The organism is Pseudomonas sp. SDO5591_S426 (genome assembly GCF_054070755.1).
On the sequence record NZ_JBSVXD010000056.1, the window covers coordinates 1 to 23,119 of the forward strand.

General features: G+C 62.0%; 10 protein-coding genes. 4 read left to right on the forward strand and 6 right to left on the reverse strand.

All coding sequences use genetic code 11. The features are described 5' to 3' along the window. Window positions 1-16: 16 nt before the first annotated feature. Genes ACW9JC_RS13665 through ACW9JC_RS13685 form a run of 5 tightly spaced genes read right to left on the reverse strand, consistent with a single transcriptional unit; the run spans window position 17 to window position 6,298 of the window. On the reverse strand, window positions 17-814 hold the full coding sequence (locus ACW9JC_RS13665; protein WP_457455363.1) for an enoyl-CoA hydratase/isomerase family protein: 798 nt from the start codon (window positions 812-814) through the stop codon (window positions 17-19). Continuing rightward, window positions 811-1,968: a citronellyl-CoA dehydrogenase gene (gene atuD / locus ACW9JC_RS13670; protein ID WP_338582185.1), complete on the reverse strand. Its 1,158-nt coding sequence runs from the start codon at window positions 1,966-1,968 to the stop codon at window positions 811-813. The genes ACW9JC_RS13665 and atuD overlap by 4 nt, the downstream gene beginning before the upstream one ends. Before the next feature lie 25 nt (window positions 1,969-1,993). Then, on the reverse strand, window positions 1,994-3,610 hold the full coding sequence (gene atuC / locus ACW9JC_RS13675; RefSeq protein WP_457455365.1) for a geranyl-CoA carboxylase subunit beta: 1,617 nt from the start codon (window positions 3,608-3,610) through the stop codon (window positions 1,994-1,996). Between the two features lie 3 nt (window positions 3,611-3,613). After that, the gene (locus ACW9JC_RS13680) at window positions 3,614-4,483 is read right to left on the reverse strand and encodes an SDR family oxidoreductase (protein ID WP_338582183.1); all 870 of its coding nucleotides are present in this window, start codon (window positions 4,481-4,483) and stop codon (window positions 3,614-3,616) included. A 12-nt stretch (window positions 4,484-4,495) separates the two neighbouring features. Continuing rightward, window positions 4,496-6,298, reverse strand: a complete 1,803-nt coding sequence (locus tag ACW9JC_RS13685; RefSeq protein WP_457455368.1) for an acyclic terpene utilization AtuA family protein — start codon at window positions 6,296-6,298, stop codon at window positions 4,496-4,498. 162 nt (window positions 6,299-6,460) lie between these two features. On the opposite strand from ACW9JC_RS13685, the gene ACW9JC_RS13690 reads away from it, so the two are divergent. From ACW9JC_RS13690 to ACW9JC_RS13700, 3 genes are all read left to right on the forward strand, one after another. Continuing rightward, entirely contained in the window at window positions 6,461-7,084 is a 624-nt protein-coding gene (locus ACW9JC_RS13690; RefSeq protein WP_338582181.1) for a TetR/AcrR family transcriptional regulator, read from the forward strand. A gap of 94 nt (window positions 7,085-7,178) precedes the next feature. After that, window positions 7,179-7,988 (forward strand): substrate-binding periplasmic protein, encoded by an 810-nt coding sequence (locus ACW9JC_RS13695; RefSeq protein WP_457455370.1) that lies wholly within the window; start codon window positions 7,179-7,181, stop codon window positions 7,986-7,988. Between the two features lie 75 nt (window positions 7,989-8,063). Then, window positions 8,064-9,077 carry a GNAT family N-acetyltransferase gene (locus tag ACW9JC_RS13700; RefSeq protein WP_457455372.1) on the forward strand — a complete coding sequence of 338 codons (1,014 nt, stop codon included), beginning with the start codon at window positions 8,064-8,066 and terminating at the stop codon, window positions 9,075-9,077. Between the two features lie 110 nt (window positions 9,078-9,187). Here the strand turns inward: ACW9JC_RS13700 and ACW9JC_RS13705 are convergent, their stop codons facing one another. Then, on the reverse strand, window positions 9,188-9,736 hold the full coding sequence (locus ACW9JC_RS13705) for an RNA polymerase factor sigma-70 (RefSeq protein ID WP_416130008.1): 549 nt from the start codon (window positions 9,734-9,736) through the stop codon (window positions 9,188-9,190). A gap of 297 nt (window positions 9,737-10,033) precedes the next feature. On the opposite strand from ACW9JC_RS13705, the gene ACW9JC_RS13710 reads away from it, so the two are divergent. Beyond that, complete coding sequence (locus ACW9JC_RS13710) at window positions 10,034-23,032, forward strand: non-ribosomal peptide synthetase (protein WP_457455374.1); 12,999 nt, start codon at window positions 10,034-10,036, stop codon at window positions 23,030-23,032. The last annotated feature ends 87 nt before the right edge of the window (window positions 23,033-23,119 follow it).

A 23,119-nucleotide genomic window follows, 5' to 3' on the forward strand; every position in this document is an offset into this window, starting at 1 on the left:
CTTGCCAGCGATGTTTTCAAGAGGCCCACCCCGGTTTGCGTTTTTGCACGAAGGCCATGGTGCCCTCGACTCCCTCAGCCCCGGTCACCGCTTCACTGAACCACTCGGCGGCTTGATTCAGCAATTCATCGGACGGCTGTGCAGCACTGGCCAGCAACAATTTCTTGGTCGCCGCGTTCGCCCCCGGCGCGCAACACAGCACATGGGCCAGCACTTCATCGAGACGCTCGGCCAATGCCTGCGGGTCATGTTCGACAAAATGCACCAGCCCCATGCGCCGCGCCTGGGTGCCATCGAAACGTGCCGCCGTGAGCGCCAGGCGTCGGGCCTGGGTCAGGCCGATGCGCTGCACTACGAACGGCGCGATCTGCGCCGGCAACAGGCCGAGGCTGGTTTCCGGCAGGCCGAATTGCGCTGAATGATCGGCCATGGCGACATCGCTGACACAGGCCAGGCCAAAGCCACCGCCAAGCACTGCGCCTTGCAGCACGGTGATCACCACTTGCGGTGCGTGCTGCACTTCTTGCAGCAGGGCACCGAAAACCCGGTTCAAATCACCGTGCGCACTCGAACCCTGAGCGCGGGCATTGGCCATGTCCTTAATGTCGCCACCGGCACAGAAATGTCCGCCGGCACCACCGATGACGATCGCACGAATGGCACGGTCATCGTGCACCGCCGCCAGCACCGCGCGCAGTTCGGTGACCATTTGCAAACTCATGGCGTTGCGGCTTTCCGGCCGATTGAGGGTGATGTGCAACACGCCGTTGTGCGGCTCCAACAACACGGTCTGGCAAACCGGCAGGGTGCTCATTTCTTTTTCCCCGGCAGGATGCCCATGAGTTTGCAGATGATCCCCAGCATGATTTCATCGGCGCCGCCGCCAATCGACACCAGCCGCACATCGCGGTAGGCGCGGGCCACCGGGTTGTCCCACATGAAGCCCATGCCGCCCCAGTATTGCAGGCAACTGTCGCTGACTTCGCGGCCCAACCGACCGGCCTTGAGTTTGGCCATGGACGCCAGGCGCGTGACGTCCTGGCCTTTGACGTATTGCTCGGTGGCTTGATAGACCAGCGCCCGCAGGCATTCGATCTCGGTTTGCAGTTCGGCCAGGCGGAAGTGAATGACCTGGTTGTCGATCAACGCACTGCCAAACGTCTTGCGCTCTTTGCAGTACTCGATGGTGCTGTCGACGCAGTATTCCAGGCCCTTGATCATGTTCGCCGCGCCGAACAGGCGTTCCTCCTGGAACTGCAGCATCTGCATCATGAACCCCGCACCTTCATGGCCGATGCGGTTGCGCTGCGGCACACGCACGTTGTCGAAAAACACCTGGGCGGTTTCCGAACTGCGCATGCCGAGCTTGTCCAGGTGCGAGCTGAGGCTGATCCCCGGCGTGTTCATCGGCACCATGATCAGCGACTTGTTGATGTGCGGCTTGTCGTCCGAGGTGTTGGCCAGCAGGCAGATGAAATCGGCGCTCGGCGAGTTGGTGATCCACATCTTGCTGCCGTTGATCACGTAGTCGTCGCCGTCCTTGCGCGCCGTGGTTTTCAACCCGGCCACATCGGACCCTGCACCCACTTCGGAGACGCCGATGCAACCGACCTGCTCGCCGCTAATGGCCGGGCGCAGGAACTCGTCGCGCAATTCATCGGAACCGAAACGGGCGAGGGCCGGGGTGCACATGTCGGTCTGCACGCCGATGGACATCGGAATACCGCCGCAATGAATGGTGCCGAATTCTTCGGCGGCAACAATCGAATAGCTGTAGTCCAACCCCATGCCACCGAATTTTTCCGGTTTGGAAATGCCCAGCAGGCCGAGGTCGCCGGCCTTGCGGAAGATCTCGTGGATCGGAAAGCGCCCGGCCTTTTCCCATTCCTCGACGTGAGGGTTGATCTCGTGTTCGACGAATTGGCGGACGGTGCGGCGCAGTGCTTCGTGTTCCTGGGTGAAGATCATTTTTATTGTTCTCCTCTGATCGCCCTTAGAAGCGGGCTACACCAAAACTGTTGGCTTGCAGCGGCCGCACTTCGGCCTCGTGACAGATATCCAGCAAATAACCGAGCAAGGTCCGGGTATCGCGCGGGTCGATCAAGCCGTCGTCCCACAGGTTGGCGCTGCCGTAGAGCGCCGTGGACTGGCTGTCGAGTTTCTGCGCGGTGACCTGTTCCAGCATGTCGAGCATTTTCGGGTCAGGCACCAGGCCGTCCTTGGCCTGTTTGGCCTCGGTGACGATGCGCAGCACTTTGCCCGCCTGCGCACCGCCCATCACGGCGGTGCGGCTGTTGGGCCAGGCGAAGATGAAACGCGGATCGAGGCCGCGGCCGCACATCGCGTAATTGCCGGCGCCATAGGAACCGCCGACGACGATGGTCAGTTTCGGCACACGGGCATTGGCCACCGCCTGGATCATCTTGGCGCCGTGCTTGATCACGCCCTGTTGCTCTGATTCGGTGCCGACCATGAAGCCGGTGGTGTTGTGGAAAAACAGCAACGGAGTCTGGCTCTGGTCGCAGAGCTGAATGAACTGTGCAGCCTTGCTCGCGCCTTTGGGCGTGATCGGGCCGTTGTTGCCGATGAAGCCGCAGGCGCGACCCTGGATTTTCAATTGACCGCAAACGGTCTGCTGGTCGAACTCGGCCTTGAACTCAAGGAAGTTCGAGCCGTCGGCGATACGGGCGATGATTTCGCGCACGTCGTAAGGCTTTTTCGGGTCATCCGGGATCAGTCCCAACAGTTCGTCGACGGGGTAGAGCGGTTCCTCCCAGTGGCGTTCGGGCAGCCATTGCAGTTGCTCGTTCCAGGGCAACATGCCGACGATTTCGCGCACCTGACGCACGCCATCGACATCGTTTTCCGCCAGGTATTCGGCGGTGCCGGCGATTTGCGCATGCATTTCGGCGCCGCCCAGTTCTTCATCGGTGGCGACTTCACCGGTCGCGGCTTTCAGCAGCGGCGGCCCGGCGAGAAACAGTTTGGCCTTGCCACGCACCACCACCACGTAGTCCGACAACCCCGGCTGATAGGCGCCGCCCGCCGTGGCCGAACCGTGCACCACGGTAATCTGCGGCAACCCCATGGCCGACATCCGCGCCTGGTTGGCAAAGCTGCGCGCGCCTTCGACGAAAATTTCTGCCGCGTAGTTGAGGTTGGCGCCGCCGCTTTCGGCGAGGGTGATCACCGGGAGTTTGTTTTCCATGGCGATCTGTTGCAGGCGCAGGGACTTTTTCAAACCGCTGGGGGAAATGGTCCCGCCCTTGATCGCGCTGTTGTTCGCCACCACTAGCACCCGCACACCGGAGACGTAACCGATGCCGGCGATCAAGCCACCGCCAGCCGAGCTGCCGTCCTTGTCGTCGTGCAGTTTGTAGCCCGCGAGGCTGGCCAGTTCGAGAAACGGGGCGCCGGGGTCCAGCAGCAGATTGAGGCGCTCACGGGGCAGCAATTGTCCACGCTTGTCGAATTTTGGTTTGGCTTCTGCGGCCTTGTTCAGCAGGTTTTGTTCGAGCGTGCGGACCTGCTCGATGGCGCTGAGCATCGCCTCGCGGTTCCGGGCGAACTGCTCGCTGTGGGGATCGAGTTGCGACTGAATCACCGGCATGGGTTATTCCTTATCCTTGAGGACATCAGGAATGTAGGCGCGGTGAAAGCCGTTATACGACTCACTGTTGGTAGCCTTGTGAATCGGCCAGGCACGACCGCCGAGGCTGGCGGCACCGTCGATGCGCAGGGTGCTGCCGCTGATGAAAGCCGCCGCCGGGCTGAGCAGGAAAACGATCGCCGCACTGACTTCCGATTCGGTGCCAATGCGTTTGAGCGGCACGTGTTCGCGCAAGGTCGGAATCACGGCCTTGAACGCACCTTCATAGGTGTCCATGCCACTGGACGCGATCCAGCCCGGCGCCACGGCGTTGACCCGCACCCCGGCGTGACCCCACTCGAATGCGGCGGTTTTGGTCAGGTTGTCCATGCCCGAGCGCGCCGCGCCTGAGTGGCCCATGCCGGGCATGCCGCCCCACATGTCGGCGAGCATATTGACGATGGCGCCGCCGTGTTTGCTCATCGACTGATTGAACACTTCCCGGGCCATGAGGAACCCGCCGACCAGGTTGGTGCGCATCACGGTTTCGAAACCTTTCTGATTGATCGAGGCCAGCGGCGACGGGTACTGCCCGCCGGCATTGTTGACCAGACCGTGAATCGGCCCGTGCTTGCTGATCAGTTGGCTGACCAGATGCGTCACCGCTTCTTCTTCGCGAATGTCGCAGGTGCTCCAGTCAGCCTTGCCACCGTCTTCGACAATCTCGGCGGTGACACTTTTCAGCTTGTCGGCCTTGCGCCCGACCAGAATCACATGGGCACCGAGGGCTGCCAGTTCGTGAGCGGTGCAGCGGCCGATGCCACTGCCGCCACCAGTGACGATGATGGTCTGGCCGGCAAACAGATCAGTTCTGAAAATCGAATCGTAGGCCATGGTGACTGTCCTCTATTTGACCTGGTCGGCGATGCGCTGCGGCACCGGAATCTGGATCTCCAGCAGTTGCTGGGCGAAGGCCTTGCCTTGCGGGTCGATGCGCAGGCTGGCGATGCCACCGCCACCCAGGGCGTTTTCCAGCAGGAAATTCAGGCTATGAGTGGCGGGTAAATACCAGCGCTCGACGCGACCGTGCACCGGGTCGAGGACATGGTTCATCCAGTCGACGATCACCTCCGGCGTCAACGCCTCGGCGATCCACGGCAGGTACTCGGGATCGCGGGCCATGACGCCGATGTTGCTGTGGTTGCCTTTGTCGCCCGAGCGCGCGACTGCGAGTTTGACCAGCGGCACACTGGCATCGGCCGGGCCGTCGGGTTTGGGTGGGTCGAATGGCGCAGGCAAATCGGCGGTGTCCAGCACGTCAATGGCGGGCAATTCGCATGGCTGGAGTTGCCCCATGAAATCAATTTCCAGCGAACAGGCGTTTTTGTCGATCAGGAACGAGAACAGTCTGATCAATGGATAAACAGTAGGGCGACCACCGACAATCCCGGTCAGCCCCGGCGCCATGCCGGTGGCGGCCTGGGCGATTTCCCGGGAGAACACGATCAGCGCCTGTTTGTTCGGGTGACGCACCGCGAGTTTGATCACCACCTCGCGGCTGTCGGAGCGCTGACCGTGGGGACCGTAAGTGGCCTCGCTGCCGAGCAGTTCGATGCTCACGTCACTGTAGGGCGCCCAGCCGCGCTGAGTGAATATTTCCGAGGTCTTGTTGATGATCGCGGCGCTGACTCGCCGCGCCTTGTCCACCGCATCGATGCCGGCGATCAGGCAACTGGCGGTGCAACGGAAGCCGTTAGGGTAAGTGGCGCTGACCTTGTACTGGTCGGTTGGCGGCAGGCCTTTCGCGCCGTGCACCTGCACTGCGTTCTTGCCCTGCTGATGCAGTTTGACCTGAGTGAAATCGCAGACCACATCCGGCAGCAGATACGCCCGCGGATCGCCGATTTCGTAGAGCATCTGCTCACCCACCGTCAGTGGCGTGACCAGTCCACCGGAGCCTTCGGGTTTGCTGACGACGAACTGGCTGTCGGCGCTGACTTCGACGATGGGGAAACCGATGTGTTCGTAATCGGGCACATCGCGCCAATCGGTGAAGTTGCCACCGGTGCACTGCGCGCCGCATTCGATGATGTGCCCGGCCAGCGCAGCCTGGGCCAGTTTGTCGTAGTCGTGCCACGACCAGTTGAACTCATGCACCAGCGCGGCGCTGACCACCGCGCTGTCGACCACGCGCCCGGTGATCACGATGTCCGCCCCCAGACGCAGGGCTTCGACGATGCCCGGTGCGCCGAGGTAGGCGTTGGTTGAGACGCACATCGGTGGCAGCGGCGCACCGCTGAACATTTCATGGATGCCACGCGTGCTCAGCTGCTTGAATTGCGGTTGCAGGTCGTCACCCAGCAGCACGGCGATCTTCAATGAAACGCCGGCCTTGTCGCAGGCCGCTTGCAGGGCGGCGGCGCAGGCCTGTGGATTGACCCCGCCGGCATTGCTGATGACGCGGATTTTCTGCTCAGCGAGCTGAGTGAGCAGCGGACTGAGGACTTCAATGAAATCGCTGGCGTAGCCGGCCTGGGGATCTTTCATCCGGGCACCGGCCATTATCGACAGGGTGATTTCGGCCAGATAATCGAAAACCAGATAGTCCAGACGCCCACCTTCCACCAACTGCGCGGCGGCCGTCGAGGTATCGCCCCAGAAGGCGCTGGCACAGCCAATGCGAATGGTTCTCGGCGTAGTCGATTCCATAACCACCTCCAACAGAGTGACTCGAGACTACCAAGCAAGCGCTTGGTTTGTAAACGACAGAAATATCTTCTGCCCGAGCGCTTGCTTGGTTGCATCCGTCAGCTTAAATTGCCCGCGCAACCCCGCTGTTTTAGCGGTGATCACGACTGTAGGAGAGAACGGGTGGATGAGCAAAAAGCCCTGAGGGTTATGCGCGAATTGGTCGACAGCGGCCAGTTGACCGATCCGGACAGTGCACGTGGCAAGTTACTGCAAGTGGCGGCTCACCTGTTTCGCAATAAAGGCTATGAGCGCACCACCGTGCGCGACCTGGCCGGCGCCGTGGGCATTCAGTCGGGGAGCATTTTTCATCACTTCAAAAGCAAGGACGAGATCCTGCGCGCCGTGATGGAAGAGACCATCCGCTACAACACCGCGTTGATGCGTGCAGCCATCGCCGAAGCCGGCAGCGTGCGCGAGCGGGTGCTGGCGCTGATCCGTTGCGAGTTGCAGTCGATCATGGGCGGCAGCGGCGAGGCCATGGCGGTGCTGGTCTACGAATGGCGTTCGCTGTCCGAGGATGGCCAGGAAAAAGTCCTGGCGCTGCGGGACATCTATGAAGACATCTGGCTCCAGGTGCTGGGTGAGGCCAAGAGTGCCGGTTTCATTCGCGGCGATGTGTTCATCACCCGACGGTTTTTGACCGGGGCGCTGTCCTGGACTACCACCTGGTTTCGCGCCGGTGGCAGCATGAGTCTCGATCAGTTGGCCGATGAGGCGTTGATCCTTGTGCTTGAGGAAAAATAATTAGTTTGTGTTGGTCGGCTGGAAACTGGCTAACTGGGCGAAACCGCCTAGCTTGAATGCATTGATGCAGTATTTTGGGGAGTGGCTTGTCTTGATGTCTTCGCCAATTCGGACGGCTTCGCGGCTTTTGCTGACAGCGCTCGTGGCGTTATGGGTGCTGCCGTCCCAGGCTGCACAACTGGTGCGGATCGGTGCCGCACATTTTCCACCTTATACCGTACGCCCTGAAAAAGGCGCTGATACGGGCTTGCTGCCGCAACTGGCGGAAGCGCTCAACGCCCTGCAAAGCGACTACCGATTCGTATTGGTCCCTACCTCGATTCCTCGACGCTTCGGTGACTTCAAGCAAGGCCGGATCGACATGGCGATCTTCGAAAACCCCGCCTGGGGCTGGAAAGACATTCCCCACACCGATGTCGACATGGGGCTCGAAGATGCCGAGATTTTTGTTGCGCAACGCCAACCCGAGGGCCGGCCGGTTCGCCAGCAGGATTATTTTTCCGATCTGACGGGCAAGCGCCTGGCGCTGTTCAGTGGTTACCACTACGAATTCGCTAACTTCAACGCCGAGCCCCAGTACCTGGCCAAAAACTACAGCGCCACGCTGACCTATTCCCATGACAGCAACCTGCTGATGGTGTTGCGCGGTCGTGCCGACATCGCGCTGGTTACTCGCTCCTACCTCAACGACTATTTTTTGCGCAACCTGAATGTCGGCAAAGAGTTCCTGGTGTCCGAACGCATCGATCAGGTTTATCACCATTACGCCATCCTGCGTCCGACCGCGCCGATCACGGGCGAGGCATTCGGCAAATTGCTGCAAGGGCTGCGGGACAACGGCCAGATGCTGAAGATTTTCGACCCGTACAAGATTGCGATCGTGCCGGTTCCGGGCACGCCTTGATCGACGCCGCCTAAATTTCCGGCGTCGGCTCACGTCACATCGTTGAACTGTCGACGATTAACGTGAGCCCGACCCATGTCCAATCTGAATGACCTGACTGCCCTGGCCTTGCCCTCAGGCAGTCGTCTTGTAGCCGATGAAACCGAAAACCGGCTGAGCCTCAGCCTTGACGCTCAACCGCTGGTCGAGTTGCGGCTGACCCGCGACCCCGAGCCACAACTGCAACTGCAGGAGCGCTTCGGTCGCCCGAACAGTCAGGCCTTGTGGGCTGCCTGCTATTGGTTGTTCGCCCGTCATCCGGACTGCCAGCGCCTGGCCTGGCAACTCGATGAAGCCCCGACCGAGGCTCTGCTCAGCGGTTTGCTGATTCCCACGGAAACTGCCGGTCACTATCGCTGTGAGCGCACCTTGTTCTGGCAGTTGCCGCAGCCCTGGCTGGGGCAGTCGCTGACGCGCGGTTACCCGCAGCAAATGGTCATCAGTGGCGGCAAGCGTCATCCGCTACGCCCGTTGAAGCCGCGGGGCGAAGTCTATCGGCGTTTTGATGCACGGCTCGGGATGTGGATTTCCCTGCGCACCGTGGACATCGACCTCGACCTGGCCCGTTTCAATCGTTGGCAGAACAGTGCGCGGGTCGCGAGTTTCTGGCAGGAGGAGGGCAGTCTCGAAAAACACCGAGAGTACCTGAGCAAACTCGAAGCCGATCCACACACCCTGACGCTGATCGGCTGTTTCGACGATCAGCCGTTCGCCTATTTCGAAGCCTATTGGGCCAAGGAAGATCGCATCGCACCGTTCTACGATGCCGGTGACTACGACCGTGGCATTCACATGCTGGTCGGCGAAGAAAACCACCGTGGCCCGCACAAGGTGGCGAGCTGGTTATCGGCGCTGGTGCACTTCCTGTTCCTCGATGATCCGCGTACCCAGCGAGTGGTCGCCGAGCCTCGTGCCGACAACGCCAAGATGATCGGTTACATGCAGGGGCAGCGGTTTTATTGCGAGAAAGAGTTCGACTTCCCGCACAAGCGTGCCGCGTTGATGGCGCTGGGGCGTGAGCGGTTTTTTGATCGGTGTGGGTTGGTTTGATGGGGCATTGAGCCCGAAAAGATCGCAGCCTTCGGCAGCTCCTGCATGGGATTGCGTACCCCTGTAGGAGTTGCCGAAGGCTGCGATCTTTTTAAACTGGCGACATGGATTCAGCGGCGGGCCACGGTATCCGCCCGAGTGCCCGACACCTTGCGGCAATGCACCAGCGCATCGCGAATCATGAAGTTCACCAAGGTCGGCGAGACGCCCAGTTCCTTGGCGATGTCCTTCTGCGGCACGCCGTGCAGGCGGTACATCTCGAAGGCGTAGCGGGTGCGGCTTGGCAATTCGGTGAGCGCGTCGGCGATGTTTTCCAGGGTCGAAAAGTTGATGTGCGACGTTTCCGGTGAAGCCCCCTGAATCACCACGTTCAGACCTTCCTCTTCAGGCCCGGAATACTTCTGCTCCAGTGCCTGCTTGCGGTAGTGATCGATCGCCAGGTTGCGCACGATCTGGAACAGATAGCTGAGCTGAGCCTTGAACGAAGACGTGATCTGCGGCGCCGATTGCAGCCGGAAAAAAGCGTCCTGCACCACGTCTTCAGCACGTGATCGGCAGCCGGTGATGCGGGCTGCAATCTTGACCAGAATCAGTCGATTGTCGACGAATGCCTGAAGTAGCGGCGAATCGCACCTGCTTGTGGAGACTTGTTCCGTCATGGAAATCACCCTGCTGCCAAAAGGTTAGTGGGACGACAAGAAGACCGGGGCCGTCCTACACATCGAGCGACAAATTATGTTGAATGATAATGATTGTCAATTGAGAAAGAGAACTAATGCTCCGCGAAGGTGCAGAGTGCGAACTGCGACACACTGACTCTCCCGCTTGCGGCACCCCAGCCCGCCTGGCGTTCAAGCCTGTCGACTAATTATTTGCAGATGCCATCCGTTCTCAAGGATGAATTGCACAGTGCAAAACCGATTCCATTTGCAAGCCGAATTCAGGCAGGAAACCTCATGACCGACGCGTTCGAACTCCCCAGCACACTGGTCCAAGCCCTTCAGCGCCGCGCGGCCCTGACGCCGGATCGGGTGGCCTTGCGTTTTCTCGCCGAAACCCAGGACCAGGCTGTGGTACTCAGTTATCGCGAACTGGATCAGCGCGCACGAACGATTGCTGGCGCATTGCAGGCCGAGGCTGATTTTGGCGACCGCGCGGTGCTGCTGTTTCCCAGTGGCCCGGATTACGTCGCGGCATTCTTTGGTTGCCTGTATGCCGGTGTGATTGCGGTGCCGGCCTATCCGCCGGAATCGGCCAAGCGTCATCACCAGGAGCGTTTGCTGTCGATCATCAGTGACGCCGAACCGCGTCTGTTGCTGACCAGCGCCGATCTGCGCGATGCCTTGCTGCAAATCGAAGGGGCGCCGCCGCTGCTGTGTGTCGACACCCTCGACAGCGCGATGGCCGAGCGTTGGGTCGCGGCGGATCTGCAAGACGATCACATCGCCTTCCTGCAATACACCTCCGGTTCCACGGCATTGCCCAAAGGCGTGCAAGTCAGCCACGGCAACCTGGTAGCCAACGAACTGCTGATTCGTCACGGTTTCGGCATAGACCTGAACCCCGACGACGTGATCGTCAGCTGGCTGCCGCTGTACCACGACATGGGCCTGATCGGCGGCTTGCTGCAACCGATTTTCAGCGGCGTGCCGTGCGTGTTGATGTCGCCGGCGTACTTTCTCGGCCGGCCGTTGCGCTGGCTCGAAGCGATCAGTGAATACGGCGGCACCATCAGCGGCGGCCCGGACTTTGCCTATCGCCTGTGCAGTGAGCGGGTCAGTGAATCAGCCCTGGCGCGCCTCGATCTGAGCGGCTGGCGCGTGGCGTACTCCGGCTCCGAGCCGATTCGTCTCGACACCCTGGAGCGTTTCGCCGAGAAGTTCGCCAGCTGCGGTTTCACTGAAGACAGCTTCATGGCCTCTTATGGTTTGGCCGAAGCCACACTGTTCGTCGCCGGTACACCGCGTGGTCAAGGCATCGGCAACCTGCGTGTAGACGATCAGGCCCTGACGCAAAACCGCGCCGAACCTGGCGAGGGCAGCGCGATCATGAGTTGCGGCATCAGTCAGCCGGATCACGCCGTGCTGATTGTCGACCCGGCGACGCTCGCTGAAGTGGCCGACAACGCCGTCGGCGAAGTCTGGGCCGCAGGGCCGAGCATCGCCCACGGCTACTGGCGCAACCCCGAAGCGTCCGCCAAGACGTTCGTCCAGCACGCCGGTCGTACCTGGTTGCGCACCGGCGACCTGGGCTTCATGCGCAACGGTGAACTGTTCATCACCGGTCGCCTGAAAGACATGCTGATCGTGCGCGGTCACAACCTTTATCCACAGGACATCGAACAGACCGTCGAGCGCGAAGTGGAAGTGGTTCGCAAAGGGCGTGTCGCAGCGTTCGCCGTCACCGTCGACGGTCAGGAAGGCATCGGCATCGCGGCGGAAATCAGCCGCAGCGTGCAGAAAATCCTGCCGCCCGAAGCGTTGATCAAAGCCATTCGCCAAGCCGTGGCCGAGGCGTATCAAGAAGCGCCGAGCGTGGTGGTGCTGCTCAATCCGGGCGCACTGCCGAAGACTTCCAGTGGCAAACTGCAACGCTCGGCGTGCCGCAATCGTCTGGCGGACGGCAGCCTCGACAGCTACGCGGTGTTCCCGTCGGCCACGACCGAAAGCGTGGGCATTACCGAATCGGCTTCGGAGCTGCAAAGCCTGATAGGCCAGATCTGGTGTGAACAGTTGCAGGTCAAGCAGGTAGGCGCCGACGATCACTTCTTCCTGCTCGGCGGCAACTCCATCGCGGCAACGCAGGTGGTGGCACGTCTGCGCGAAGAACTGGGCCTGGAGCTGAACCTGCGCCTGTTGTTCGAAGCACCGACCCTCGGCGCATTCGCCGATGTCGTGGCCCGTCAGCAGCAAGACGGTGGCCTGGCCCAGGGTGCAATCACATCGCTGTCGCGTCATCAACCGATGCCGCAATCCCTGGCACAAAACCGTCTGTGGATAACCTGGCAACTTGACCCGCAAAGCAGCGCCTACAACATTCCCGGCGCCCTGCGCCTGCGTGGCGAACTGGATGAAGACGCCTTGCGCGCCAGTTTCCAGCACCTGATCGAACGCCATGAATCTTTGCGCACACGCTTCTTCGAGCGTCATGGCGTGGCGTTGCAACAGGTCGATGCGGCCAGTGAGTTCAACCTGCAACTGATCGACATCAGCGATCTGCCGGTCGCCGATCGTGAGGCTCGCGCGCAACAAATCCGTGAGGACGAGGCGCGGACCCAGTTCGATCTGGAGAAAGGTCCGCTGCTGTGGGTGACACTGGTACGCCTCGACGATGAAGACCATCAACTGCTGGTGACAATGCACCACATCATCGCCGACGGCTGGTCGCTGAATGTGCTGATTGACGAATTTTCGCGGCTGTACGCGGCGGCTTCCCAAGGGCAGCAAGCGGCGCTCGCGCCATTGCCGACTCAATACGCCGACTACGGCAGTTGGCAGCGTCAATGGCTGGCGCAAGGAGAGGGCGAGCGTCAACTGGCCTACTGGAAAGACCGGTTGGGCGATGAGCATCCGACCCTGAGCCTGGCCACCGACCATCCGCGCTCCGCACAACAACTGCACAGCGCCGCCCGTCACACCGTGCGCTTGGGGTCGACCCTGAGCGAGGCGATTCGCCAGACCGCCCAGGCCCACGAATCGACCGCCTTCATGCTGCTGCTCGCCGCGTTCCAGACTTTGTTGCACCGCTACAGCGGCCAGCGCGACATCCGCATCGGTGTGCCGAATGCCAACCGTCCGCGCCTGGAAACCCAAGGGCTGATCGGCTTCTTCATCAACACCCAGGTGCTGCGCGCGGAGCTGGATTCGCGGCTGCCATTCGTTGAACTGTTGGGGCAAACCCGTCAGGCGGCGTTGGGTGCGCAAGCGCATCAGGACCTGCCATTCGAACAACTGCTCGAAGCCTTCCCGCAGGCCCGTGAACAGGGCTTGTTCCAGGTCATGTTCAACCACCAGCAACGTGACCTCAGTGCGTTGAAACGCCTGCCGGGGTTGCTGGCCGAAGAGCTGCCGTGGCACAGCCGCGAAGCCAAGTTCGATTTGCAATTGCACAGTGAAGAGGATCGCAACGGTCGCCTGAGCCTGTCCTTCGACTACGCCAGTGAGTTGTTTGATACGGCGACCATCGAACGCTTGTCCGAGCATTTCAGTAACCTGTTGCGCGCCATTTGTGCACAACCGCAATCCGCCATCGGCGACCTGCAACTGCTGACCGGCGCTGAGCACGATCAGCAAGCCGACTGGTCCGTCGCACCTTGTACGCCAGCCAACCAATGGCTGCCCGAACTGCTCAACGAACAGGCACGCCGGACCCCGGAGCGCACCGCGCTGCTGTGGGACGGCGGCCAAATGGATTTCGCTGAACTGCACACCCAGGCCAATCGCCTGGCCCACTACCTGCGAGACAAAGGCGTCGGTCCGGATGTCTGCGTGGCCATCGCCTGCGAGCGCTCGCCGCAACTGCTGATCGGTCTGCTGGCGATCATCAAGGCCGGCGGCGCCTACGTGCCACTCGATCCGGATTACCCGGCCGAACGCCTGGCCTACATGCTCAACGACAGCGGCGTCGATTTGCTGCTGACGCAAACCCAGTTGCTGGAACGCTTGCCGGCGACTGACGGCGTCTGCGTGATCGCCATGGACGCCTTGCACCTGGAAAACTGGCCGAGCCATGCGCCGGGCCTGCACCTGCACGGCGACAACCTCGCCTATGTGATTTACACCTCTGGCTCTACCGGGCAACCGAAGGGTGTCGGCAACACCCACGCGGCACTCGCCGAGCGCCTGCAATGGATGCAGAACACCTATCGCCTGAACGGCACTGATGTGCTGATGCAAAAGGCGCCGATCAGTTTCGACGTGTCGGTGTGGGAATGCTTCTGGCCGCTGATCACCGGCGCGCGACTGCTGATTGCCGGCCCCGGCGAACACCGTGATCCGCACCGCATTGCGCAACTGGTCCAGCAATTCGGCGTGACCACGTTGCACTTCGTGCCGCCACTGCTTGCGTTGTTCATCGACGAACCGCTGACGGCTGAATGCACCAGCCTGCGCCGCGTGTTCTCCGGTGGCGAAGCCTTGCCCACCGAACTGCGCAACCGCGTGCTGGAGCAACTGCCGGCGGTGCAACTGCACAACCGCTACGGCCCGACCGAAACCGCAATCAACGTCACCCATTGGCACTGCAGCCGCGCCGATGGCGAGCGCTCGCCGATTGGCCGGCCCTTGGGCAATGTGATTTGCCGTGTACTCGACAGCGATCTCAACCCCGTTCCGGCCGGTGTGCCGGGTGAGTTGTGCATCAGCGGCATCGGCCTGGCGCGCGGTTACCTGGGGCGTCCGGGCCTGACCGCCGAACGCTTTGTCGTCGATCCATTGGGCGAGCAGGGCGCGCGTCTGTACCGTACTGGTGACCGTGCACGCTGGAGCGCCGATGGCGTGATCGAATACCTCGGTCGCCTCGATCAGCAGGTCAAGCTGCGTGGCTTCCGCGTCGAGCCGGAAGAAATCGAAGCGCGTCTGCTGGCTCAGGACGGTGTTGCCCAAGCCGTGGTGCTGGTGCGCGAAACCTCGGCCGGTGGACAACTGATCGCTTACTACACCACGACCGATTCCGCCGAATCCATCGACGCGCAAACCGCACGACTGAAAAACGCATTGGCGGCGGAATTGCCGGAGTACATGGTCCCGGCACAACTGATGCGCCTGGACGAAATGCCCCTCAGCCCGAGCGGCAAACTCGACCGCCGCGCGTTGCCGGAACCGCAGTGGCAGGTTCGCGAACACGTCGAGCCTGTGACCGAACTGGAGCAACAGATCGCCGGCATCTGGCGCGAAGTGCTGGGCCTGGCGCAGGTCGGCCTGCGCGACGACTTCTTCGCCCTCGGCGGCCACTCGCTGCTGGCCACGCAAATCATTTCCCGCACTCGTCAGGCCTGCGACGTCGAGTTGCCGCTGCGAGCGCTGTTCGAGAACAGTGAGCTGGGTGCGTTCGCCGAACAAGTTCGCTTGATCCAGGCCAGCGGCAGCACCAACAAACAGCCGCCGATCGACAAAGTCGACCGCAGCCAAGCGGTGCCGTTGTCCTATTCGCAGCAGCGTATGTGGTTCCTCTGGCAGATGGAGCCGGACAGCCCGGCCTACAACGTTGGTGGCATGGCGCGGCTGCGCGGGGTGCTGGATGTCGGGCGGTTCGAAGCGGCGCTGCAAGCGTTGATCTTGCGCCACGAAACCCTGCGCACCACGTTCCCGAGCGTCGACGGCGTGGCGCGTCAGCAGGTGCATGCCGAGACGGGCGTGCGCATGGACTGTAAAGATTTCACCGCGCTGGATGCCGATGGTCGCGAATGGCGGGTCCAGCAACTGGCCGACGCCGAAGCGCACAAACCGTTCGATCTGGAAACCGGGCCGCTGCTGCGCGCCTGCCTGGTCAAGACTGCCGAGCAGGAACACTACTTCGTGCTGACCTTGCACCACATCGTCACCGAAGGCTGGGCGATGGACATCTTCGCCCGCGAGTTGAGTGCGCTGTACGAAGCCTTCGTCGATGACCGCGAATCTCCGCTGGCGCCGCTGCCGGTGCAGTACCTCGATTACAGCGTCTGGCAGCGTCAGTGGCTGGAGTCTGGCGAACGTCAACGCCAACTCGACTACTGGACCGTGCAACTGGGCCGCGAACATCCGCTGCTGGAGTTGCCCGCCGACCGTCCGCGTCCGCCGGTACAAAGCCATCAAGGCGAACTGTTCCGTTTCGACCTGAGCGATGACCTCGCGGCCCGGGTCCGCGCCTTCAACGCGCAAAACGGCCTGACCCTGTTCATGACCATGACCGCCGCCCTGGCCACGTTGTTATATCGCTACAGCGGCCAGACCGACCTGCGCATCGGCGCGCCGGTGGCCAACCGCATCCGTCCGGAAAGCGAAGGGCTGATCGGTGCGTTCCTCAATACTCAAGTGTTGCGCTGCCAGCTCGACGGGCAGATGTCCGTGGGCGAGTTGTTCGAGCAGGTTCGTCATACGGTGATCGAAGGCCAGTCCCATCAGGACCTGCCGTTCGATCATCTGGTGGAAGCCTTGCAGCCACCGCGCAGCGCCGCTTACAACCCGTTGTTCCAGGTGATGTGCAACGTGCAGCGCTGGGAATTCCAGCAGAGCCGAACCCTGGCTGGCATGACGGTCGAGTACCTGGCCAACGATGCCCGGGCGACCAAGTTCGACCTCAACCTGGAAGTCACCGACCTCGACCATCGCCTGGGTTGCTGCCTGACCTACAGCACTGATTTGTTCGACGAACCGCGCATTGCGCGGATGGCCGCACATTGGCGCAACCTGCTGGAAGCGCTGATTGCCGATCCGCAGCAGCGCCTCAGTGAACTGCCGTTGCTGGCAGCCGAGGAACAAAAAAACCTGCTCGACAGCCTTGGCGTTGAGCAGGGGGAACATCGCCTCGACCAGTGCATCCATCACCTGTTCAGCGAACAGGCACTGGCGCGTGCCGATGCGCCGGCGCTGACGTTTGCCGGGCAAACCCTGAGCTATGCCGAACTCGACAGCCGCGCCAATCGCCTCGCGTGGATGCTGCGCGAGAGGGGTGTCGGGCCGCAGGTGCGCGTGGGCCTGGCGCTTGAGCGTTCGCTGGAAATGGTCATCGGCCTGCTGGCGATCCTCAAGGCCGGTGGCGCCTACGTGCCGCTGGACCCGGAGTACCCGCTCGATCGCCTGCACTACATGATCGAAGACAGCGGCGTCGGCTTGCTGCTCAGTGACGCGGCGATGTTCAAGGCTCTCGGCGAATTGCCGTCGACGGTCGGCCGCTGGTGCGTGGAAGAAGACGCTGCCGCGCTGGCCAATTACCCGGCCACTGAGCTGCCCTTCATCAGCCTGCCGCAACATCAGGCGTACCTGATCTACACCTCGGGTTCCACCGGCAAGCCGAAAGGTGTGGTGGTGTCCCACGGCGAAATCGCCATGCACTGCCGTGCTGTGATCGAGCGCTTTGGCATGCGCCCGGACGATTGCGAACTGCATTTCTATTCGATCAACTTCGACGCCGCCACCGAGCGTCTGTTGGTGCCGTTGTTGAGCGGCGCGCAAGTGGTGTTGCGTGCGCAGGGCCAATGGGATGCCGAAGAAATCTGCGGGCTGATCCGCACCCATCACATCAACGTCCTCGGTTTCACTCCAAGCTACGGCAGCCAGTTGGCGCAATGGCTGGCGACCCGCAATGAAATTCTGCCGGTGCGCATGATCATCACCGGCGGCGAAGCGCTGACCGGCGAACACCTGTCGCGCATTCGTGCAGCGTTCAAACCGAGCGCGTTCTTCAACGCATACGGGCCGACCGAAACCGTGGTCATGCCGCTGGCCAGTCTCGCGCCTGAGGTGTTGGACGAAGGCCTGGGCAGCGTGCCGATCGGCAGCGTGATCGGCGACCGCGTGGCGTACATTCTCGACGCCGATCTGGCGTTGGTGCCGCAAGGCGCGACCGGTGAGTTGTACGTCGGTGGCGCGGGTCTGGCGCAGGGTTATCACCAGCGTCCAGGCATGACCGCCGAACGCTTTGTGGCGGATCCGTTCGCCGACAATGGCGGACGTATTTATCGCACTGGCGACCTGGTGCGGCAGCGCGCGGATGGTCTGGTGGAATACCTGGGGCGGATTGACCATCAAGTGAAGATTCGCGGTTTCCGCATCGAACTCGGTGAAATCGAAACCCGTCTGCTGGAACACCAGTCGGTGCGTGAAGCCGTGGTGTTGGCGCTCGATGCACCGAGCGGCAAACAACTGGTGGGCTATCTGGTCACCGAAGTCGCAGAGCTTGGTGAGGCGCAACAGGCTGAACTGCGCGAAGCACTCAAGGCGCATCTCAAGTCGCAGTTGCCGGATTACATGGTGCCCACGCACCTGATTCTGCTCGCCTGCATGCCGCTGACCGCCAACGGCAAACTCGACCGTCGCGCGCTGCCGGCGCCGGACCCTGAGCTGAATCGTCAGCAGTACGTGGCGCCGAGCAACGAGCTCGAAGTCACCCTGGCGCAGATCTGGTGCGAAGTGCTTAACGTCGAACAGGTCGGCCTCAACGACAACTTCTTCGAACTGGGCGGCGACTCGATCCTGTCGATCCAGGTGGTCAGCCGTGCGCGGCAGCAGGGCATTCACTTCAGCCCGCGCGACCTGTTCCAGCACCAGACCGTGCAGACCCTCGCCGCCGTGGCGACCCGCACCCAGCAGGTCACCGCCGAGCAAGGCTTGATCAGCGGTGAGTCGCGTTTGACGCCGATCCAGCACTGGTTCTTCGACACCGACATTCCACAGCGCCAACACTGGAACCAGGCGTTGTTGCTGCAACCGACTGCGCCTCTGGAACCCCATCGCCTGGAGCAAGCGCTGCTGGCGGTGATCGAACAGCACGACGCCTTGCGTTTGCGTTTCAGCAACGTCGCTGGCCAATGGCATGCCGAACATCAGACGATTTCCGATGCGCCGGTGTTGTGGCAAGTACGCGTTACGTCGATGGACAAATGCGCGGCGCTGTTCGCCGACGCCCAGCGCAGCCTCGACCTCGAAGAGGGGCCGCTGATGCGCGTGCTGCTGGTCGATGGTCCAGAGGCCCAGCAACGGCTATTCATCGCGATTCACCACTTGGTGGTCGATGGCGTTTCCTGGCGCGTGCTGCTGGACGATCTGCAAACCGTGTATCGCCAACTCGATACGCAGCAGTCGGTGAAACTGCCGGCGAAAACCAGTGCCTTCAAGGACTGGGCGGCCCGCTTGCAAGCGTATGCCGGCAGTGAATCGCTGCGTGAAGAACTCAGCTGGTGGCAGACACAATTGGCCGGGCCGAGTGCCGAGCTGCCGTGTGATCGCCCTGAGGGAGGTCGGCAGAATCGTCACGCACAAACCGTCAGCGTGCGCCTCGATAGCGAGCGCACCCGGCAATTGCTGCAACAGGCGCCGAGCGCCTACCGGACTCAGGTCAACGATCTGTTGCTGACCGCGTTGGCCCGCGTGCTGTGCCGCTGGAGCGGTCACGCCTCGGCGCTGATTCAACTGGAAGGCCATGGTCGCGAAGCGCTGTTCGACGAGATCGACCTGACCCGCACCGTCGGCTGGTTCACCAGCGCTTACCCGCTGCGCCTGACGCCGTCGAACATTGAAGAAGCGGCCGGGCAGGGCGCGTCGATCAAGGCGATCAAGGAGCAACTGCGCGCCGTGCCGCATAAAGGTTTGGGTTATGGCGTGCTGCGATATCTTGCCGATGACTTGAGTCGCCAGAGCATGGCCGCATTGCCGGTGGCACCGATTACCTTCAACTACCTCGGTCAGTTCGATCAGAGTTTTGGTGGCGATGCCTTGTTCCATCCGCTGGATGAAGCCATAGGCGCGGCCCATGATCTGAATGCGCCGTTGCCCAACGAGCTCAGCGTCGACAGTCAGGTCTACGGCGGTGAGCTGGTCCTGCGCTGGACCTTCAGCGCCCAACGCCATGATCCGCAGACCATCACGGACCTTGCGGACGCCTACCTCGGCGAGTTGCAAAGCCTGATCGAACATTGTCTGCGCGACGATGCCGGTGGCCTGACGCCGTCGGACTTCCCGCTGGCCAGACTCAACCAGACGCAACTGGATGCGCTGCCGATTCCGGCCGTCGTGATCGAAGACGTCTACCCGCTGACGCCGATGCAGGAAGGCATGCTGCTGCACACCCTGCTGGAACCGGGCACCGGCCTGTACTACATGCAGGATCGCTACCGCATCAACAGCGAACTCGACCCGCAGCGTTTCGCCCAGGCCTGGCAAGCGGTGATCGCCCGCCACGAAGCCTTGCGCGCATCGTTTTGCTGGAACGTCGGCGAAGACATGCTGCAAGTTATCCACAAGCCGGGCAGCACGCCGATCGAGTACCTCGACTGGAGCGACATCGCCGAAGCCGAGCAGGAACCGAAGCTGCAAACCTTGCTCAAGACCGAGCGCGAGGCCGGGTTCGATCTTCTCAACCAGGCACCGTTCCACTTGCGCCTGATCCGCGTGGGTGCGGCGCGCTACTGGTTCATGATGAGCAACCACCACATCCTCATCGATGCCTGGTGCCGTTCGCTGCTGATGAACGATTTCTTCGAAATATACAGCGCCCTCGGCGAAGGCCGTGACGCGCAACTGGCTGTGCCGCCGCGTTATCGCGACTACATCGGCTGGCTGCAACGCCAGAGCCTGGCCGAAGCGCGGCAGTGGTGGAAAACCAACCTGCAAGGCTTCGAGCGGACGACGCCGATCCCGAGCGACCGGCCGTTCCTGCGTGAGCACGCTGGCGACAGCGGCGGCATGATCGTCGGCGACCGCTACACCCGACTCGACGCCCGCGACGGCGCACAACTGCGTGAACTGGCGCAGGCCCATCAGCTGACCATCAACACCTTCGCCCAAGCGGCGTGGGCCTTGGTGCTGCGCCGCTTGAGCGGTGATCGTGACGTGTTGTTCGGTGTCACGGTAGCCGGGCGACCAGTGGAAATGCCGGAGATGCAACGCACCGTCGGCCTGTTCATCAACAGCATCGCGCTGCGGGTGAAAATGCCGCAGGACGATCAGCGTTGCAGCGTGCGTCAGTGGCTCAGCGGCTTGCTCGACAACAACATGCAACTGCGCGAGTACGAATACCTGCCGCTAGTGAACATCCAGGAGCAGAGCGAATTGCCGAAGGGCCAGCCGCTGTTCGACAGCCTGTTCGTGTTCGAAAACGCCCCGGTGGAAACCTCGGTGCTGGACCGTGCGCAGAGCCTCAACGCGACCTCCGATTCCGGTCGTACCCACACCAACTTCCCGCTGACGGCCGTGTGCTATCCAGGCGATGACCTGGGCTTGCACCTGTCGTACGACCAGCGTTACTTCGACGAAAACACCGTCGAGCGCATGCTCGGTGAGTTCAAGCGCTTGTTGCTGGCGTTGGTCGAAGGGTTCCACGGTGACATGGCTGACTTGCCGTTGCTCGGTGCCGAGGAACAGGACTTCCTGATCCACGGTTGCAACCAGAGTGCACACGAATATCCGCTTGAGCAGAGCTATGTGGCCTTGTTTGAAGCGCAGGTCGCGGCGCATCCGCAGCGGATCGCTGCCAGTTGCCTCGATCAGCAGCACAGCTTTTCCGAGCTGAACCAGCGCAGTAACCGACTCGGTCACGCCTTGGTCGCTGCCGGGGTCGGGCGCGATCAGCCGGTGGCGTTGCTGGCTGAACGCAACCTCGATTTGCTTGGCATGATCATCGGCAGCTTCAAGGCCGGCGCAGGTTATCTGCCGCTGGACCCGGGCCTGCCGACTCAGCGCCTGAGCCGCATCATCGACCTGAGCCGTACGCCGTTGCTGGTCTGCACCGAGGCGTGTCGTGAACAAGCCGACGCGTTGCTGGAAGAGTTCGGCTGTGCCAATCGACCTAAGCTGCTGGTCTGGGAAGATGTGCAGGCGAGCGATGTTTCGGTGGCCAATCCGGGCATCTACAGCGGCCCGGACAACCTGGCCTACGTGATCTACACCTCCGGCTCCACCGGTTTGCCGAAGGGCGTAATGGTCGAACAGCGCGGCATGCTCAATAACCAGTTGAGCAAGGTGCCGTACCTGAACCTGAGCGAGTCCGACGTGATCGCGCAGACCGCTTCGCAAAGCTTCGACATCTCGGTCTGGCAGTTCCTCGCCGCACCGCTGTTCGGCGCGCGGGTCGACATCGTGCCGAACACCGTCGCTCACGATCCGCAAGGTTTGCTGGCACATGTTTCGGTTCAGGGCATCACCGTGCTGGAAAGCGTGCCGTCGCTGATCCAGGGCATGCTCGCCCAGGAGCGCATGAGCCTCGACGGCCTGCGCTGGATGCTGCCGACCGGTGAGGCGATGCCGCCGGAACTGGCGCATCAATGGCTGCTGCGTTATCCGGACATCGGCTTGGTGAACGCCTACGGTCCGGCGGAATGCTCGGATGACGTGGCGTTCTTCCGCGTCGACATGGCCTCGACTCGCGGCAGCTACTTGCCGATTGGTACGCCGACCGACAACAACCGTTTGTACCTGCTCGACGGCGCGCTGGAGTTGGTGCCGCTGGGCGCAGTAGGCGAGTTGTGCGTTGCCGGCACCGGGGTTGGGCGCGGTTACGTCAGCGACCCGTTGCGCACCGCCCAGGTGTTTGTGCCCAACCCGTTTGGCGCACCGGGCGATCGCCTGTATCGCACCGGCGACCTGGCCCGCCGTCGCAGTGACGGCGTGCTGGAATACGTCGGGCGTATCGACCATCAAGTGAAGATTCGCGGCTACCGCATCGAACTGGGGGAAATCGAAGCGCGCCTGCATGAACAACCGGAAGTCCGCGACGCGGCGGTCGGTGTGCAGGAAGGTGCGAACGGTAAACATCTGGTCGGCTATCTGGTGGCTGCGGATTCAGCGCTCAACCCAGCCGAGCGCCTGGAACGCATCAAACAACGCCTGCGCGCCGAACTGCCGGAGTACATGGTGCCGCTGCATTGGCTGTGGCTGGACAAGATGCCGCTCAACGCCAACGGCAAACTGGACCGCAAGGCCCTGCCGGCGCTGGAGATCGGCCAGTTGCAGAGCCAGGACTACGAAGCGCCGCGCAATGAGCTGGAGCAAACCCTGGCCGCGATCTGGGCCGAGGTGCTGAAGGTGGAGAAGGTTGGTGTGCGCGACAACTTCTTTGAATTGGGCGGGCATTCGCTGCTCGCCACGCAGATTGCCTCGCGGGTACAGAAAACCCTGCAACGGGATGTGCCGCTACGGGCGATGTTCGAGTGCAGCACGGTGGAAGAACTGGCCGGGTACATCGATGGGTTGGCGGCCAGCGACATCACCGAGGAGAAGGTGGATCGGTTGAATGATTTGATGGCTGAGCTGGAGGGGCTTTGATGCTCTAGCGTCTGTGGCGGCCTCATCGCTGGCAAGCCAGCTCCCACAGGGATTTATGGTGGTTACAGATTTTGTGTTCACCACCGA

Coding starts and splice junctions, on each gene's coding strand:
- ACW9JC_RS13705 (WP_416130008.1), bottom strand. CDS start 9,736: ATGACGGAACAAGTCTCCACAAGCAGGTGCGATTCGCCGCTACTTCAG.
- ACW9JC_RS13710 (WP_457455374.1), top strand. CDS start 10,034: ATGACCGACGCGTTCGAACTCCCCAGCACACTGGTCCAAGCCCTTCAG.
- ACW9JC_RS13700 (WP_457455372.1), top strand. CDS start 8,064: ATGTCCAATCTGAATGACCTGACTGCCCTGGCCTTGCCCTCAGGCAGT.
- ACW9JC_RS13680 (WP_338582183.1), bottom strand. CDS start 4,483: ATGGCCTACGATTCGATTTTCAGAACTGATCTGTTTGCCGGCCAGACC.
- ACW9JC_RS13665 (WP_457455363.1), bottom strand. CDS start 814: ATGAGCACCCTGCCGGTTTGCCAGACCGTGTTGTTGGAGCCGCACAAC.
- atuC (WP_457455365.1), bottom strand. CDS start 3,610: ATGCCGGTGATTCAGTCGCAACTCGATCCCCACAGCGAGCAGTTCGCC.
- ACW9JC_RS13695 (WP_457455370.1), top strand. CDS start 7,179: ATGTCTTCGCCAATTCGGACGGCTTCGCGGCTTTTGCTGACAGCGCTC.
- atuD (WP_338582185.1), bottom strand. CDS start 1,968: ATGATCTTCACCCAGGAACACGAAGCACTGCGCCGCACCGTCCGCCAA.
- ACW9JC_RS13685 (WP_457455368.1), bottom strand. CDS start 6,298: ATGGAATCGACTACGCCGAGAACCATTCGCATTGGCTGTGCCAGCGCC.